Genomic DNA, 12,530 nt, shown 5'->3' with positions numbered 1-12,530 from the left:
GATCGTCATGTAAACGAGCCCTTGGGCGCCTTGCCGGCAGCCGTGATGGCGCGGATGGCTTGACCGGGACCGTGGAAGAGCAGCAGGGGCCGACTCGCGCAGCCCGCGTCGTGGCGAGCGACCTGTCCGTGCTTTCCGTGATCAATGGACAAGAAGGCTCGACCGAGTGACGGGAGGCGTACCGGATCGACGGACCGATCGGCCGGCAGTCATACTCTGATCGACGACAGGGGAGGCCGGGGATTGGGACTGACGGTGCGCGACAAGCGCTGGGCAGCCGCGGTGGGCGTGATCGCGGTCATGGTGTCGGTGTGCTACGTCGCATGGGGTGACGAAGCCGACTATCCCCTTTCCTACACGCGGCGCGACGCCTCGGTCCTGCGCCGCATCGCGCTCGCCGACCCGTCCACGAAGAACACCACGGTCACAGCGGACGACCGCGCGGTTTCGATGGAGGTGGCCTGGAGCGGCTGCGACTACAAGCCCGACCTGGTGGCACGGGAGACGGCCGAGCGTGTCACCCTGCTGCTCAGGCGCCGCGACGCATCCGGCCCGGACATCGGATGCGAGGACGGCGGCATCGCCGAACTCACGGTCCACCTGCACCGGCCCCTCGGCAGCCGGGCCCTGACCGACGCCCTCACCGGCGAGCCCGTCCCCCACACCCACGCGTGACAGCCGCACCCGTGGGGCGGTCAGCCGCCTTCGCCCAGCGGACGGTCAGGACTTCTCCGCCTCATCGTTGGGAACGCCGGCCTTGACGTTGCGCCGTCGGCGGGCATCGACGTTGCCGATCTTCCGCGAGGCCCCGCGCGCTCGCACGAGCGGCCCGTCGGCGTGTGGTGCCGTCGGGCCGCTCGGGTTCGGTCAGGCGAGGGCCAGGAAGAGCTTCTCCAGCTCGGCCTCGGACATCGGTGGCGTGTCGCCGTCCGCGGTGGACAGGCACTGGCGCATGCCGCTGGCCACGATCTTGAAGCCGGCCCGGTCGAGGGCTCGGGAGACGGCGGCGAGCTGGGTGACGACGTCCTTGCAGTCGCGGCCGGCTTCGATCATGGCGATGACGCCGGCGAGCTGGCCCTGGGCGCGGCGCAGGCGGTTGAGGACCGCGCTCGTCGCCTCTTCTTCCACCTTCACGGTTTTCCTCCTGGCTCGCGCCCTGCTTCCCTCCATGATACCCCAGTGGGTATCCATGGGGTCAGTGGCGGGTGGCGGGTTCCGGGACGGGCGCCGTCGCCCCTTGCGCGGGTGGGCTTTCGGTGCGGCGTGCGCGCCTGCGCTGGAGCAGGGGCCAGACCGCGATCGCGGGAACGGCTGCCAGGACGGCCGGGCCGGTCTGGCGGCTGAGGACGAACAGGCCCATCGCGACGACGAACCAGCCGAAGCCGGTGCGCAGGGTGTGCTGGGGGATGCGTCCGGCGTAGCGGCCGCCGATGAGGCTGCCGAGGACGGCGGCGGCGGCGACGGCGACGGCCATGTTCCAGTCGAGGTGGGCGCCGGAGACGTGTCCAGCCAGTCCGGCGAAGGAGTTCATGGCGATGACCAGGAGCGAGGTGCCCACGGCAATGCCCATCGGCAGGCCGGCCAGCAGGGCCAGCGCGGGCACGATGAGGAAGCCGCCGCCGGCGCCGAGGACGCCGGTGACCGCACCCACGGCGAGGCCCTGCAACAGCAGCCGGTGCAGCGGGAGTTCGCCGTGCACCTGCTGCGCGGCCTTGCGTGGGCCGAGGAGCATCGCGGCCGCCGTGGCGAGCATCATCAGCGCGAACGCGGTCAGCAGCACGGCGCCGGGGATGTAGACGGCCGCTCGCCCGCCGGCGTAGGCGCCGGCCATGCCCGCCAGGCCGAACAGGGTTCCGGCACGCCAGCGCACCCGGCCGGCGCGGGCGTGGGAGATCAGACCGGCAATGCTGGTGACGCCGACGACGAACAGGGAGGTGGTGATGGCCTGCCTGGTGTCCTGGCCGGCCAGGTAGACGAGGATCGGGACGGTGAGCATGGATCCGCCGCCGCCCAGGATTCCGAGGAGGACTCCGGTCAGGAGCGAGGCTGCGATGGCGAGGGTGATCACGGCCGGCTCCTGAGGGCGGCGATCACCGAGTTGATGTCGGTGCGCGGGCCACGGTTGTAGGGAAGCTTGGCGAGCACCATGCCCATCGCGCAGGTGTTGGTGAGTGCGGCGAAAGCGAGGCCGGCCCCGACGGCAGTGCCGATCAGGTGCAGGCCGGGTATCGCGAGGCCGGCCAGCCCGGAGACGAGCACGATCGAACCGGCGATCAGGCGGACCTGGCGTTCCAGTTCCCAGCGTGCCGCCCCACGGGTCACCGGGCCGCCGGCCGCCTCCCAGGCGGCCATGCCGCCCTCAAGGACTCGCAGGTTGGTCAGTCCGGCGTCGGCGAGCGCCTGCTCGGCCTGGGCGGCACGGGCGCCGAAGCGGCAGATCAGGACGGTGTCCTCGTCGAGGTGGTGGAGCAGTTCGGCGCGGTGCTCGCGCAGGGTGTCCAGGGGCACGTTGTAGGCGCCGGGGATGTGGACGGTGTGGAATTCGCCGGGGGTGCGCACGTCCAGCAGACGCGGACCGCTGCCGTCCTTGGTGAGTTCCCTCAGGGCGGCGGCGTCGAGTCCGGCGGGGGTGCGGGCTGCGGTGGTCATGTCGTCTCCGGTGTCGGCTGTCCGGGCGGGCTGAAATACCTGCCGGGGTATGTGTGGGGGTGTGGCGGGGCACCGGCGTCCGGCGGGGCGGTGGTGAACGTCTCCCGTCGGGCACCGGAGGTTCCGGGTGCCGAGGCCGGTGCGGAGGGCTGATGCCGGTCGCCTCCGCGCGGCCCCAGTGTCTGGGGGGTCGGTCAGGCGGTGGCGGGTTCGGCGAGCAGTGCCCAGGCGCCGTAGCCGCCGAGGATGTCGGAGACGTCCTCGAAGCCGTGGTGGCGCAGCAGGCTGGCGGCGATGGAGGAGCGGTGTCCACCGGCGCAGTGCAGGACCAGGGGGCGGCCGGTGGGGATCTCGTCCAGGCGTTGGGGCAGTTCGCCCAGTGCGATGTGGAGTGAGCCGTCGATGTGGCCGCCGGCGCGTTCGGAGCAGTTGCGGACGTCCAGGACGACCGGGGGGTGGTCGCCGGTGAGGGCGGTGCGCAGTTGGTCGGCGGTCATGCGGCTGGCCGGGGTGACCTGGGCGGCCATGGCGGCGAGGGCGTCGTCGGGGTCGCGCAGGTAGCCGGCCACGTGGTCGAAGCCGATGCGGGCGAGGCGGGTGGTGATCTCCTGCTCGCGGTTCTGGGGAGCGATGACCAGGATGCGGCTGTCGGGGATGAGGACGGAGCCGGCCTGTTCGGCGAAACGGCCGTCGGCGGGGATGTTGATCGCGCCGCGCAGGTGGCCGGTGCCGAACTCCTGCGGGCTGCGGGCATCCACCACGACCGCTCCACTCGCGCGCTCGATGCGGAAGTCCTCCGGCGACAGCGGCCGGGGCGCGGTGGCGGGGTCGAACAGGTCGCGTTCCTGGCGATTGAGGGTGGCGTCGTAGGCGAAGTAGCCGGGTGCGGCGGACTGTCCGGCGGTGACGATGGCGACGAAGTCGTCCTCGCTCATCGGCTGGCAGGCGTAGTTGGTGGCGCGCTGGGCGCCGATGGTGGACTGCTTCTCGGTGGAGAGGTTCTTGCCGCAGGTCGAGCCGGCGCCGTGGGCGGGGAAGACCCGAACCTCGTCGGGCAGGCCCATCAGCTTGTGCTGGACACTGCGGTGGAGCATCCGGCCGAGCTCTTCGGCGGTGACGCCTGCCGAGGCGAGCAGGTCGGGGCGGCCGACGTCGCCGATGAACAGCGCGTCCCCGGTCAGCACGCCGTAGGGGACCTCGTCGGCTGCGTGTTCGTAGACCAGGACGCTGACCGACTCCGGGGTGTGGCCGGGCGTCTCCATGATCTGCAGGGTCACCTCGCCGAGGCTGATTCGCTCGCCGTCGGCGAGGTGGCGGATCGGGTACTCGGTCTCCGCCTGCCGCCCGTAGCCGATCCAGGCGCCGGTGCGGGCGGCCATCTCCAGGTGACCGGCGACGAAGTCGGCGTGGAAGTGGGTGTTGATGACCGCCTCGACGGTGAAGCCGTGCGCCTGGGCGTCGGCCACGTACTCGGAGATGTCGCGGCGAGGGTCGACGACCACCGCCTTGCCGGTGGACTCGTCGGCGATCATGTACGACGCCTGGGAGAGGCAGTCGAGGTAGTACTGGGCGAAGAACACGGGGAACGACCTTCCGACCGAGGGCCCCAACGGGCCAGATCCGGGCTGTATACCGGGTGGGGTATAGAAACTGGTAAGGCGAGGCCCCGGCCACTCGACAACGGGCCACTGCTCAGGTGCGCGAACAGCGAACGAAGGTGCACCGGCGGCGCACGCGGATCAGTGCGGGTGCGGGTCGGCGACGAGGGGGGCGTCCGGCGCGGACGCAGCCACTGGATCCACCGGCGACCGAGCGAGCGTCGACGCCGCGGTCGCACATCCGGGCCGAGGCAAAGGTGTCGAGGTCGAGGTCGGTCTCACGGTTCACGCCAGTTCTCCATATACCCCCCGGGGCATCAGGCTTCGAAGGTAACTCCACCGCGACATTCGCGTCAAATACCTAGGGGGGTATCCAGGCGAAGGCATGATGGCGCACTTCCGTCCAGCGGCATCGGGAAAGGCAGGGGCCGGGTTCGCCGACTGATCGGAGTCGGCGAACCGGCCCCCTGGACGAGGGGCGGCGCAAGGGCCAATGGAGGCCGGCCGCGTCGGCCAGCCGGGGCAGGCCCCGTTTCCTGGGTTCGCCGGCTTCGTTGGCCCGGTCATGATTCGTACCCGCCACGGCCTGCCGGCCGTCGCCGCCCTCACCGGCTTGGTCCTCGCCGCTCCGGCCGCGCTCGCCGCCACCACCACGCTGAGCAACGCCAGCAGCAACCAGAGCGTCAGCGCCGCCCAGGGCGACACGGTCCGGGTGAACCTCACCGCCCAGGAGGCTCAGGGCCTGCGCTGGGAGTGGCGGGTGCCCACGTCCTCGAACGCCGATGTCCTGCACCGCACCGGCGGTAGGACGACGCCCGACGGCGGAGCCACCGCGACCTTCGACGCCCACGACCCCGGGACGGCCACCGTCACCGCGCAGGCCACCTGCAAGCCCGTCCAGGCCGGCGCCGAGTGCCCCTCGACCACCAGGTCGTGGAAGGTCACCGTCCAGGTCCGCTGAACCGGACCATGCACCGAGGGGCGGGATGCGCACCGCCCCTCTTTCACGCGCCGCCGCCCGGCCGGGTCAGGGCCGGTGGCCATCCGGCGCGCACCGCAGCAACGGCCTCGGCAGGCGCGTAGACGGTGGGCGCGGCCGGACGACGGCGATGATCGGAACCTTCGGCCGCGACCGATTCGTGGGAGCGTTCTACTACTCAACCCTCCTGGGCAGCATGGTCTGCCGGTACGCGACGCTGAGGATCCTGAAAGCCACCACGGCACTCGTCGAGGATGACGGCCAGGCGGCCCGCCAGAGGAGCGAGGGCTTGTGCACCGAGAGTTCTTTCAACGTCTTCGCCCTGGTCATCGCCTTCCCCACAGCGCTCGCCGTGCCCGTCCTGCAGTACTACGCCTGCTCCTGCTTGCCGTCCTGCCGAGGCCGGCGCGTCTCCGACGCCTGCCCACGGACAGCTGACCACCGGAGCAGGACGCTCAGCGACGTCCGTCCCGTGCGATCACCATCGGCGCTTGGCGGTGCCCAGGATGCCCTCACCGATCGTCGGCGCTGATGAAGTCGGTCAGAGCGGCAGCGACGGCTCCGGGCTGTTCATCGGGGATGAAGTGACCGGCGTCCGGCACGACGACTCCGGTGGTGTTCTCGGTCCACGGCCCGAGGGAGGCCGCCATGTCCGGAACGGAGCCGTGACTGCTGGAGATCCCGAGGACGGGCACCGTCAGGCGCCGCCGTTCGAGCGCCTGGTGGTTCTTGCGCGCCGACTCGGCGGCGTCCCGGTAGTAGGCGAGACTCGCGCGCAGGCCGCCGTCGGCGGCGACGGCCGCCGCGTAGTGGTCGAGCTCGGCGTTGTCGAACGTGCCGGGATCAAGAGCCTTGACCTTGAGGAACCAGCTCACGTACTCCCGCTCACGGCCTGCGAGCAGCGTCTCGGGAAGTTCGGGCACCAGGTGGAACGCGAAATGCCACGTCTTCCATGCCAGATCCGGGTCGGTGGGAATCGCTTCGGGCAGGGTGATGCCGGGAATTCCCGCGTCGAGCAGAGCGACCCCGCGCAGCTGGTCCTCGTAGTTGATGGCGAGGGAGAAAGCGACCCAGGCGCCGATGTCGTGCCCGACCAGCCAGTAGACGGGTATGCCGAGCGCCTCCACGGCGGCGTGGACGTGCGCAGCGACCGTGTGCGTGTCGTAGCTGCCCGCCGGACGCTCGGAGTGGCCCTGGCCCGGCAGGTCGATCGCGATGACACGGAACCGGTCGGCAAGGCCGGGCATGACCTTTCGCCAGGCCCACCAGGTCTGCGGGAACCCGGCGAGCAGGACAACGGCCGGTCCGGCGGGCCGGCCGCCTTCGACGACATGAAGGCGGACGCCATCGGCGTCGACCCAGCGGTGGGCGAATCCGGCCAGTTCGTACGGAGGCAGGTCACACACAGGACTGGTCGCAGGGTCGGTCACTGGAATCCTCCATCGGTGCCAGGTGCGCTATTCGGTGCTCCGCCCGAGGCGGGGGCGACTTGGAGTGCATGTCGGCTGTCGCGCAGGACGGAGGACACCCGACCTGAACCGTGCCCGGAGGCTAGCACATCTTGAACTAATCAGTTCAAGATAGAATGGCGCACCCAGCGCAACCGGGAACACCGACGCACCGACCGGCGAGGAAGTGCCACATGGCAGGCAGGAAGCAGTTCGACATGGACACGGCGCTCGACGCCGCGATGGTCCAGTTCTGGCGCTTCGGCCATGCCGCCACCTCGATCGACGATCTGTCCCGGGCAACCGGCCTGAACCGCAGCTCCATCTACTCCTCGCTCGGCGACAAGGACACGCTCTTCCTGCGCTGCCTGGATCGCTACGGCGCGCGCTACGGCGACAAGTACGACGCCGCCCTGTCGTGCGCGGCCTCGCAACCACTTGCCGCCGTTCGCGCGTTCTTCGATGTCACCCTCGAGCGCATCGCCGATCCCGCCCTGCCCGACGGATGCCTGATCGCCCAATCGGCCATGGCGATACCGGCGCTGAACCCGAGCATCGCGGCGCACGTCAAGGAAGCGCTCGGCCTCCAGCGCCTGCGCCTGCGCGCCGCACTGAAGGCCGGCCGAATGACCGACCAGGACGCCGAGGCCTTCGCCGTGCACGTGGCGGCCGTCAACCAGTCCCTCGCCGTCATGAGCAGAGCCGGGGCGAGCACGGAGCAGCTCCGCGCCGTTGTGGACGTGACCGCCGACGCACTCTCGCAAGCGCTGCGCGCACGGACTGCCGAGGTCGACGGCTGAAGGTGGAACGCGGCCCCGCCGGCCTTACACTTCCGACGAGTTGGCGGCCCGTCGGGGACGGGCTCCGCCCTGCTGTCCGGCGTCGAGCGGATAGGCGGCATCCATGCCGCTGACTTCGCGGTCGCGCTGAGCGCGGCGTCCGACGTTCCCGGGCGGCCCCTGGCGCAGCCCGGGAACGCTATCGGGCGTCCGGGACGTCGGTGCAGCTCACCGGGTTGAGCAGGCTCTCACGGAGCCGCGTGAGCGTGGTGAGCAGCTGTTCCCGTTGGCCCTGGTCGAGGGCCACGAGCAGGCCGTCGTCGACCTCGCGCTGCGCCCGGCTTGCGCGGGTGTGGAGCTGCCGGCCCGCCGGTGTCAGTTCGACCAGGTGCCGGCGGCGGTCGGCCGGGTCCCTGGTGCGGGAGATCAGGCCGTCGCTCTCCAGCGGGTTGAGCACCGTGACCAGGACGCTCGGGTCGATGCCCATGGTGGTGCCGAGGTCTCGCTGACCGACCGGGCCGTGGTCGTGCAGCAGGGAAAGCACCCGGAACTGACGGGGCGTCAGGTCGTAGGCCGCGTAGGCGTCGAACAGCCGCTGTCTGGCGAGCTGGCCCAGGAGCGCCATCAACAGCCCGGGGCTGGTCAGGCGTTCGTCGAGGCCGGCTGGTGCCGTCGCCTGTCCGGAGCTCTTGCCGTTCGTCACGAGCATCATTCTAGCGGGAGACAAATCATTGAGGTGTCTATATTATCTGTGAGTCTTCGCTATCTGCTATCACCCACGGAAGGCCTCGCCATGCCCACACTCGCTCTCGTCGGTGCCGGTCCTGGTCTGGGACGGGCCGTCGCCAAGCGCTTCGGCGCCGCCGGCTTCGACCTCGCACTGGTGGCGCGAACCACCGGGAACCTCGACGCTCTGGTGTCCGAACTGACCGCGCTCGGCATCACCGCACGCGGGTACAGCGCCGACGTCACGGACCGCGCCGGGCTGGCCACCGCGCTCGGACAGGCCCGGCGGGACTTCGGCGCCATCGACACCCTGGTCTTCAACCCCTCCCCCGGCAGCCCGGGCACCCCGACCGACCGGCTCGGCCCTGAAGACCTGGTTCCGGCTCTGAAGCGGCAGGTCCTCGGCGCGGTGGAGGCCGTCAACGCCGTCCTACCGTCGATGCGCGAGCGCGGGACAGGCGTGCTGCTCTTCACTATGGGGGCATCCGCCCTGTACCCGGTGCCGTTCATGGGTGCGGTGGGAATCGCATCCGCGGGGCTGCGCAACTACGTCCTGGCCCTGAGGCAGCCGCTGGCGGCGGAGGGCGTCTTCGCGGCGCTGGTGGAGATCGACCTGCTGATCAAGCCCGGCGCGGGCGAGGCGGATCCCGACGCGATCGCGGAGCGGATTTTCCGGCTCCACCAGGACCGCGATCGGCCCGAGCTGAAGATAGGGGACCTGCTCGAGTCGGGTAGGGCACTCGGCTTCCCAGCGACTGCGGGTCGAGAGGGCAACTGAACAGACGTCACTGTGGTTGATGACGGTTGGCCGGCTCGGCGGTAGCAGGATGATCACCGCCAAGGTTCCGCTCGCGTTCAGGTCGTCCATGTCTTGAGCCCGCCGTACAAGGGGCCCCGCGCTGCCCGGAGAGAGTCGGCGCTGCTGGTAGCCGCCGGACCCTGGGCCGCTTTCGGGGGGCCAGCAGCGCGACGATGGTGATCGGTTGTGGGCAGTCGCGTGCGTGGGCAGGACGAGGTCGGCGGCCCTCAGGATGGCCCCGCGGCTGCATCGCACGCCTGTCGACTGCGAAGGTCCAGGTCGACAGGCGGACTGGCCACCAGCACGCCGCGCACGTCGGTGACCGGCACGCACACCCGTGTCACCTGGGCGGGATGCTCCGGTAGGACCCACAGGTCGTCGGTCTGTCTCATGATCTCCTTCTCAGTACTACTGACGCGCATTTTGAAGAACGTACGCGGGGCGCGGGTGCCGGCGAAGCCGAACCACCGCGCCGTGACGCCGACGGTGGCAGCGTGCTGGACCGGAAGGCTGCCCTGGGCGGGTGGTGTCGGGTGCCGCGCGGGTGACGGCAGCCGTCACCCGCGCGCGACCGGGCGGTCAGGCCGAGACGTGGTACCAGTAGCCGCCGGTGCGCAGGCCGACGTAGTGGACGTCGGTGCCCGTCTCCTTGGCCTCGTACATCATGTCGGCGCCGGTGGTGGGGTCGGTGCCGGCGTAGAGGACGACGTGCACGGTGTTGTGGGCGTCCGTGCCGAAGTACTCGACGTCGCCGGGGCGGCGCTGGGACTCGGTGATGGGGGTGAGGTGCTTGTCCAGGGTCTGCTCGGTGGTGTCGCCGCCGTTGGCGAGGTCGAGGCCGGCGCCGAACCAGAAGGCCGCGCGCACCAGGCCCGAACAGTCCAGGCCTGTGGTGGTGTTGGCCTTGCAGGGCTGGGGGCCGGTGTATTGGTCGCAGGTGCCGAGGGAGGGGCCGGGGCCCTCGCCGTGCAGGGAGTGGCCGCCGCCCCACACGTACGGGACGCCGAGGTAGGACTTCGCGGCGTTCAGGACCTTGGTGGGGTCGACGGCGCCGCTGGGCAGCGGGGTGGGGGTGCTGGTGTAGAGGGCGTTCTTGACGGCCGTGCCGACGACGCCGTCGATGGTCAGGGCGTGGGCGGCCTGGAAGTTGCGCACGGCGGTGTCGGTGGCCGGGCCGAACTGCCCGTCCACGGTGAGGCGGCCCGCGTTGAAGGTGTTGAGCATCGTCTGCAGGGTGCTGACGCACGCGCCGGTGGCGCCGGTCCGCAGGTCGCCGCACTGGGTGCGCAGGTCCACGGTGCCGGACGCGGAGCCCGCCGCCGCGTCGAGGGCCGACTTGGTGGCCGGGCCGACGATGCCGTCGGCCGTCAGGGCGTGGGCGGCCTGGAAGGTGCGCACGGCCGTGCCGGTGGCCGGGCCGAACTGCCCGTCCACGGTGAGCTGGGCGCCGGTCAGGTTGAGCTCCAGCTGGAGCTGCGTGACGCAGCCGTCGGCCTCACCCTGCTGCAGGTCGGCCGGGCAGGCCGAGGAGGTCAGAGGTATCGGGGCCGGTACCGTCGTGGCGGACGCGGCCGAGGCGGTGTACGCGCCGACGCCGGTCAGTGCGGCCGCCAGGGCCAGGCCCAGCGACATGCGACGCCGGGTGGACAGGAGGGTACTCACAGAAGGCTCTCCAGATTCATGATGGTGTCGGGGTAGTGCGCGAGGATCTCCGTCAGTTCGTCTCCGCCTGCAGCAGCCGCGTTGCGCTCTGCGCGGCATGTTCCACTCCGCCTCGCAGGAGGACTTCGCCCAGCAGTGTGATGTGGTGCAGCACTGTGCCGCCTTGTCGCCGTTTGGCGGTGAGGCCGGCGTCGGCCAGGATGCTGGCGTGCTGGCTGGCAGTGGCCGGGGCGATGCCGAGCGCGGCGGCCAGGTCGCTGGTGCTGAGCGGGCCGCCCGTGGCCAGGGTGTCGAGCGCGACGGCCCGGGTCCGGCCCAGCAATGCGGTCAGCGCCGGTGGCGGGCCGACCCGGTCATCCGTGAGCAGCAGCCGGTCGGCCGGCAGGGGGTAGAACAGCACGGGCGGCCCTTCCGGACGCTCGAAGCCGGCGATCACCAGACGGCCGGACGCGAAGACGGCCGGCTGAAGCACCAGGCCGCGACCCGCCAGGGGAAGCTCCGTCACGCAGGGCGACGACATCGGCAGGCTCAGGACAGGTGGCTTCCACCGGGCGGCCGGGTGCAGTGTGGCCAGTAACGCGTTCAGGCCCCCGGTGGCCAGCTGCCTCGTCCGGTACCGGTGCTCCGCGGCCACCACAGCGTCGATCTGCTCCCAGTACGGCGTGATGGCCGCCGACTGGTACTCCGCCGTGAGGTCGCCGAGCAGCACACGCGACCGGTGGTCACCGTTCGCCAGGTCCCTGGCGAACGGTGTCAGCCGGCGGAGGCGGCCCAGCCCTCGCAGATAGCCGCGACCGTCCCGGTCCATCCCGTCCGCCGTGGCCTCGGCCGTGTCCCGGCCCTGTGGACGCGCGATCAGGAATTCCGGAAGGTCGGTCGCCGCAAACAGGTCGAACAGCATGGCCGAACGCGGCTTCCAGCGCCGCCCGAGTTGCTCGTGCCACTTCCCGAGCCTGCTCTCCGGCCGGCGGGTCGCCAGCAGGTGGAGACTCAACGACAGTTCCGCGGACATGTCGGCGGCCGGCGCGACCCGGGTGAGCGCCAGATCCCGGTCGGTGAAATGAATCCTCAGCACCTGCTGATCCTGGGCCCCGCCAGACAGCCGCGGCAAGGGATTCGTCGAGAGACTAATCCCTTGGCCCAGGAGTCGAAGTGACCCATCGTCATCGGCAGCGGGAGACCGCAACGGCTCTGCAACGGCTCCGGAAGGCCCGCTGCAGAGCCGGGAACTGACAGTACCTGTGGACTCGCCCGCTCTTCATGGGGGCGGGGCCACACGACTACGACGGGAGCGACCGACAACGCTCCCGTGACCAAAGTGACGCGAACGATTGAGGAGACTCGACATGCAGAAGAAGTGGGCCCTTCGTGCGGCTACCCTCACCATCGGCGCCACCGCAGCCCTCGGCCTCGCCGTCGGCACGGCCAACGCCGCCTCCACGATCCAGTGGGGCTCCACCGGTCAGCCGGTAAGGTGCGTCCAGCAGGCCATGAACTACCTCGACAGCGCCGGCCTCTCGGTCGACGGCCAGTTCGGCCAGAACACCTACAACGCGGTGGTCGCCTACCAGGGCTCGAAGGGCATCCAGCAGGACGGCCAGGTCGGCCCGCAGACCGGTGGCGACATCAAGGCCGACATCTACAACGTCTACCTGGCCGCCCACCACTCCGGCGACTACTCCACGCAGAGCACCATGAGCGCCTGGATGAGCAACTGCAACAGCCAGCTCCCCGGCTGATCACCGCTCCCCGGCACCGGGTAGCCGGTCGAGGGGGGGGGGGCGGGGGGGGCCCCCCCCCCCCCCCCCCCACCCGCCCCCCCCCCCCCCCCGGGCGGGGGGCGCGCAGCCAAACCCAGCCGGGAGGCCCCGCGCGGGCCAACACGGACCG

At 71.0% G+C, this 12,530-nt stretch carries 15 protein-coding genes; 6 read left to right on the top strand and 9 right to left on the bottom strand.

Going from position 1 to position 12,530, the window contains the following annotated elements; all coding sequences use genetic code 11:
• Positions 1-243 precede the first annotated feature (243 nt).
• On the top strand, positions 244-675 hold the full coding sequence (locus ACZ6Z8_RS12450) for a hypothetical protein (RefSeq protein WP_465608848.1): 432 nt from the start codon (positions 244-246) through the stop codon (positions 673-675).
• 192 nt (positions 676-867) lie between these two features.
• On the opposite strand, the gene ACZ6Z8_RS12445 is transcribed toward ACZ6Z8_RS12450, so the two are convergent.
• The 4 genes from ACZ6Z8_RS12445 to ACZ6Z8_RS12430 all read right to left on the bottom strand — a co-directional run bounded on the left by ACZ6Z8_RS12445 (position 868) and on the right by ACZ6Z8_RS12430 (position 4,229).
• On the bottom strand, positions 868-1,134 hold the full coding sequence (locus tag ACZ6Z8_RS12445; RefSeq protein WP_465608846.1) for a metal-sensitive transcriptional regulator: 267 nt from the start codon (positions 1,132-1,134) through the stop codon (positions 868-870).
• Positions 1,135-1,195: 61 nt separating this feature from the next.
• Complete coding sequence (locus tag ACZ6Z8_RS12440) at positions 1,196-2,068, bottom strand: sulfite exporter TauE/SafE family protein (protein WP_465608844.1); 873 nt, start codon at positions 2,066-2,068, stop codon at positions 1,196-1,198.
• Complete coding sequence (locus ACZ6Z8_RS12435) at positions 2,065-2,649, bottom strand: rhodanese-like domain-containing protein (RefSeq protein WP_465608842.1); 585 nt, start codon at positions 2,647-2,649, stop codon at positions 2,065-2,067. The genes ACZ6Z8_RS12440 and ACZ6Z8_RS12435 overlap by 4 nt, the downstream gene beginning before the upstream one ends.
• Before the next feature lie 194 nt (positions 2,650-2,843).
• Positions 2,844-4,229 carry an MBL fold metallo-hydrolase gene (locus tag ACZ6Z8_RS12430; protein ID WP_465608840.1) on the bottom strand — a complete coding sequence of 462 codons (1,386 nt, stop codon included), beginning with the start codon at positions 4,227-4,229 and terminating at the stop codon, positions 2,844-2,846.
• 583 nt (positions 4,230-4,812) lie between these two features.
• On the opposite strand from ACZ6Z8_RS12430, the gene ACZ6Z8_RS12425 reads away from it, so the two are divergent.
• Together ACZ6Z8_RS12425 and ACZ6Z8_RS12420 are read left to right on the top strand one after the other, a co-directional pair.
• Entirely contained in the window at positions 4,813-5,208 is a 396-nt protein-coding gene (locus ACZ6Z8_RS12425) for a hypothetical protein (protein ID WP_465608839.1), read from the top strand.
• A gap of 148 nt (positions 5,209-5,356) precedes the next feature.
• Positions 5,357-5,758 (top strand): hypothetical protein, encoded by a 402-nt coding sequence (locus tag ACZ6Z8_RS12420; protein WP_465608837.1) that lies wholly within the window; start codon positions 5,357-5,359, stop codon positions 5,756-5,758.
• On the opposite strand, the gene ACZ6Z8_RS12415 is transcribed toward ACZ6Z8_RS12420, so the two are convergent.
• Entirely contained in the window at positions 5,739-6,656 is a 918-nt protein-coding gene (locus tag ACZ6Z8_RS12415; RefSeq protein WP_465608836.1) for an alpha/beta fold hydrolase, read from the bottom strand. The genes ACZ6Z8_RS12420 and ACZ6Z8_RS12415 overlap by 20 nt on opposite strands.
• 212 nt (positions 6,657-6,868) lie before the next feature.
• Between ACZ6Z8_RS12415 and ACZ6Z8_RS12410 the strand changes: the two genes are divergently transcribed.
• Positions 6,869-7,474, top strand: coding sequence for a TetR/AcrR family transcriptional regulator (locus ACZ6Z8_RS12410; RefSeq protein WP_465608834.1), 606 nt, complete (start codon positions 6,869-6,871; stop codon positions 7,472-7,474).
• A gap of 178 nt (positions 7,475-7,652) precedes the next feature.
• Here ACZ6Z8_RS12410 and ACZ6Z8_RS12405 read toward each other — a convergent pair whose 3' ends face one another.
• Positions 7,653-8,156, bottom strand: coding sequence for a MarR family winged helix-turn-helix transcriptional regulator (locus ACZ6Z8_RS12405; RefSeq protein ID WP_465608832.1), 504 nt, complete (start codon positions 8,154-8,156; stop codon positions 7,653-7,655).
• 90 nt (positions 8,157-8,246) lie between these two features.
• On the opposite strand from ACZ6Z8_RS12405, the gene ACZ6Z8_RS12400 reads away from it, so the two are divergent.
• Entirely contained in the window at positions 8,247-8,957 is a 711-nt protein-coding gene (locus tag ACZ6Z8_RS12400; protein ID WP_465608830.1) for an SDR family NAD(P)-dependent oxidoreductase, read from the top strand.
• Between the two features lie 248 nt (positions 8,958-9,205).
• Here ACZ6Z8_RS12400 and ACZ6Z8_RS12395 read toward each other — a convergent pair whose 3' ends face one another.
• The 3 genes from ACZ6Z8_RS12395 to ACZ6Z8_RS12385 all read right to left on the bottom strand — a co-directional run bounded on the left by ACZ6Z8_RS12395 (position 9,206) and on the right by ACZ6Z8_RS12385 (position 11,715).
• A complete protein-coding gene (locus ACZ6Z8_RS12395; protein ID WP_465608828.1) occupies positions 9,206-9,370 on the bottom strand; it encodes a hypothetical protein in 165 nt (54 codons plus the stop codon).
• Positions 9,371-9,557: 187 nt separating this feature from the next.
• The gene (locus tag ACZ6Z8_RS12390; RefSeq protein WP_465608827.1) at positions 9,558-10,640 is read right to left on the bottom strand and encodes a peptidoglycan-binding protein; all 1,083 of its coding nucleotides are present in this window, start codon (positions 10,638-10,640) and stop codon (positions 9,558-9,560) included.
• Between the two features lie 52 nt (positions 10,641-10,692).
• The gene (locus tag ACZ6Z8_RS12385; protein WP_465608825.1) at positions 10,693-11,715 is read right to left on the bottom strand and encodes a helix-turn-helix domain-containing protein; all 1,023 of its coding nucleotides are present in this window, start codon (positions 11,713-11,715) and stop codon (positions 10,693-10,695) included.
• A 271-nt stretch (positions 11,716-11,986) separates the two neighbouring features.
• Here ACZ6Z8_RS12385 and ACZ6Z8_RS12380 point away from each other — a divergent pair, with 271 nt between their 5' ends.
• On the top strand, positions 11,987-12,379 hold the full coding sequence (locus ACZ6Z8_RS12380) for a peptidoglycan-binding domain-containing protein (protein WP_030558375.1): 393 nt from the start codon (positions 11,987-11,989) through the stop codon (positions 12,377-12,379).
• Positions 12,380-12,530 lie beyond the last annotated feature (151 nt).

The organism is Kitasatospora sp. NPDC101108, from assembly GCF_055584725.1.
The sequence above is the reverse complement of the archived record's forward strand: the minus strand, read 5'-3'. Positions and strand labels throughout refer to the sequence as shown.

Excerpts from the sequence above, each read along its gene's own strand:
- ACZ6Z8_RS12435 (WP_465608842.1), bottom strand. The coding sequence starts at position 2,649 with ATGACCACCGCAGCCCGCACCCCCGCCGGACTCGACGCCGCCGCCCTG.
- ACZ6Z8_RS12425 (WP_465608839.1), top strand. The coding sequence starts at position 4,813 with ATGATTCGTACCCGCCACGGCCTGCCGGCCGTCGCCGCCCTCACCGGC.
- ACZ6Z8_RS12420 (WP_465608837.1), top strand. The coding sequence starts at position 5,357 with ATGATCGGAACCTTCGGCCGCGACCGATTCGTGGGAGCGTTCTACTAC.
- ACZ6Z8_RS12410 (WP_465608834.1), top strand. The coding sequence starts at position 6,869 with ATGGCAGGCAGGAAGCAGTTCGACATGGACACGGCGCTCGACGCCGCG.
- ACZ6Z8_RS12400 (WP_465608830.1), top strand. The coding sequence starts at position 8,247 with ATGCCCACACTCGCTCTCGTCGGTGCCGGTCCTGGTCTGGGACGGGCC.
- ACZ6Z8_RS12395 (WP_465608828.1), bottom strand. The coding sequence starts at position 9,370 with ATGAGACAGACCGACGACCTGTGGGTCCTACCGGAGCATCCCGCCCAG.
- ACZ6Z8_RS12380 (WP_030558375.1), top strand. The coding sequence starts at position 11,987 with ATGCAGAAGAAGTGGGCCCTTCGTGCGGCTACCCTCACCATCGGCGCC.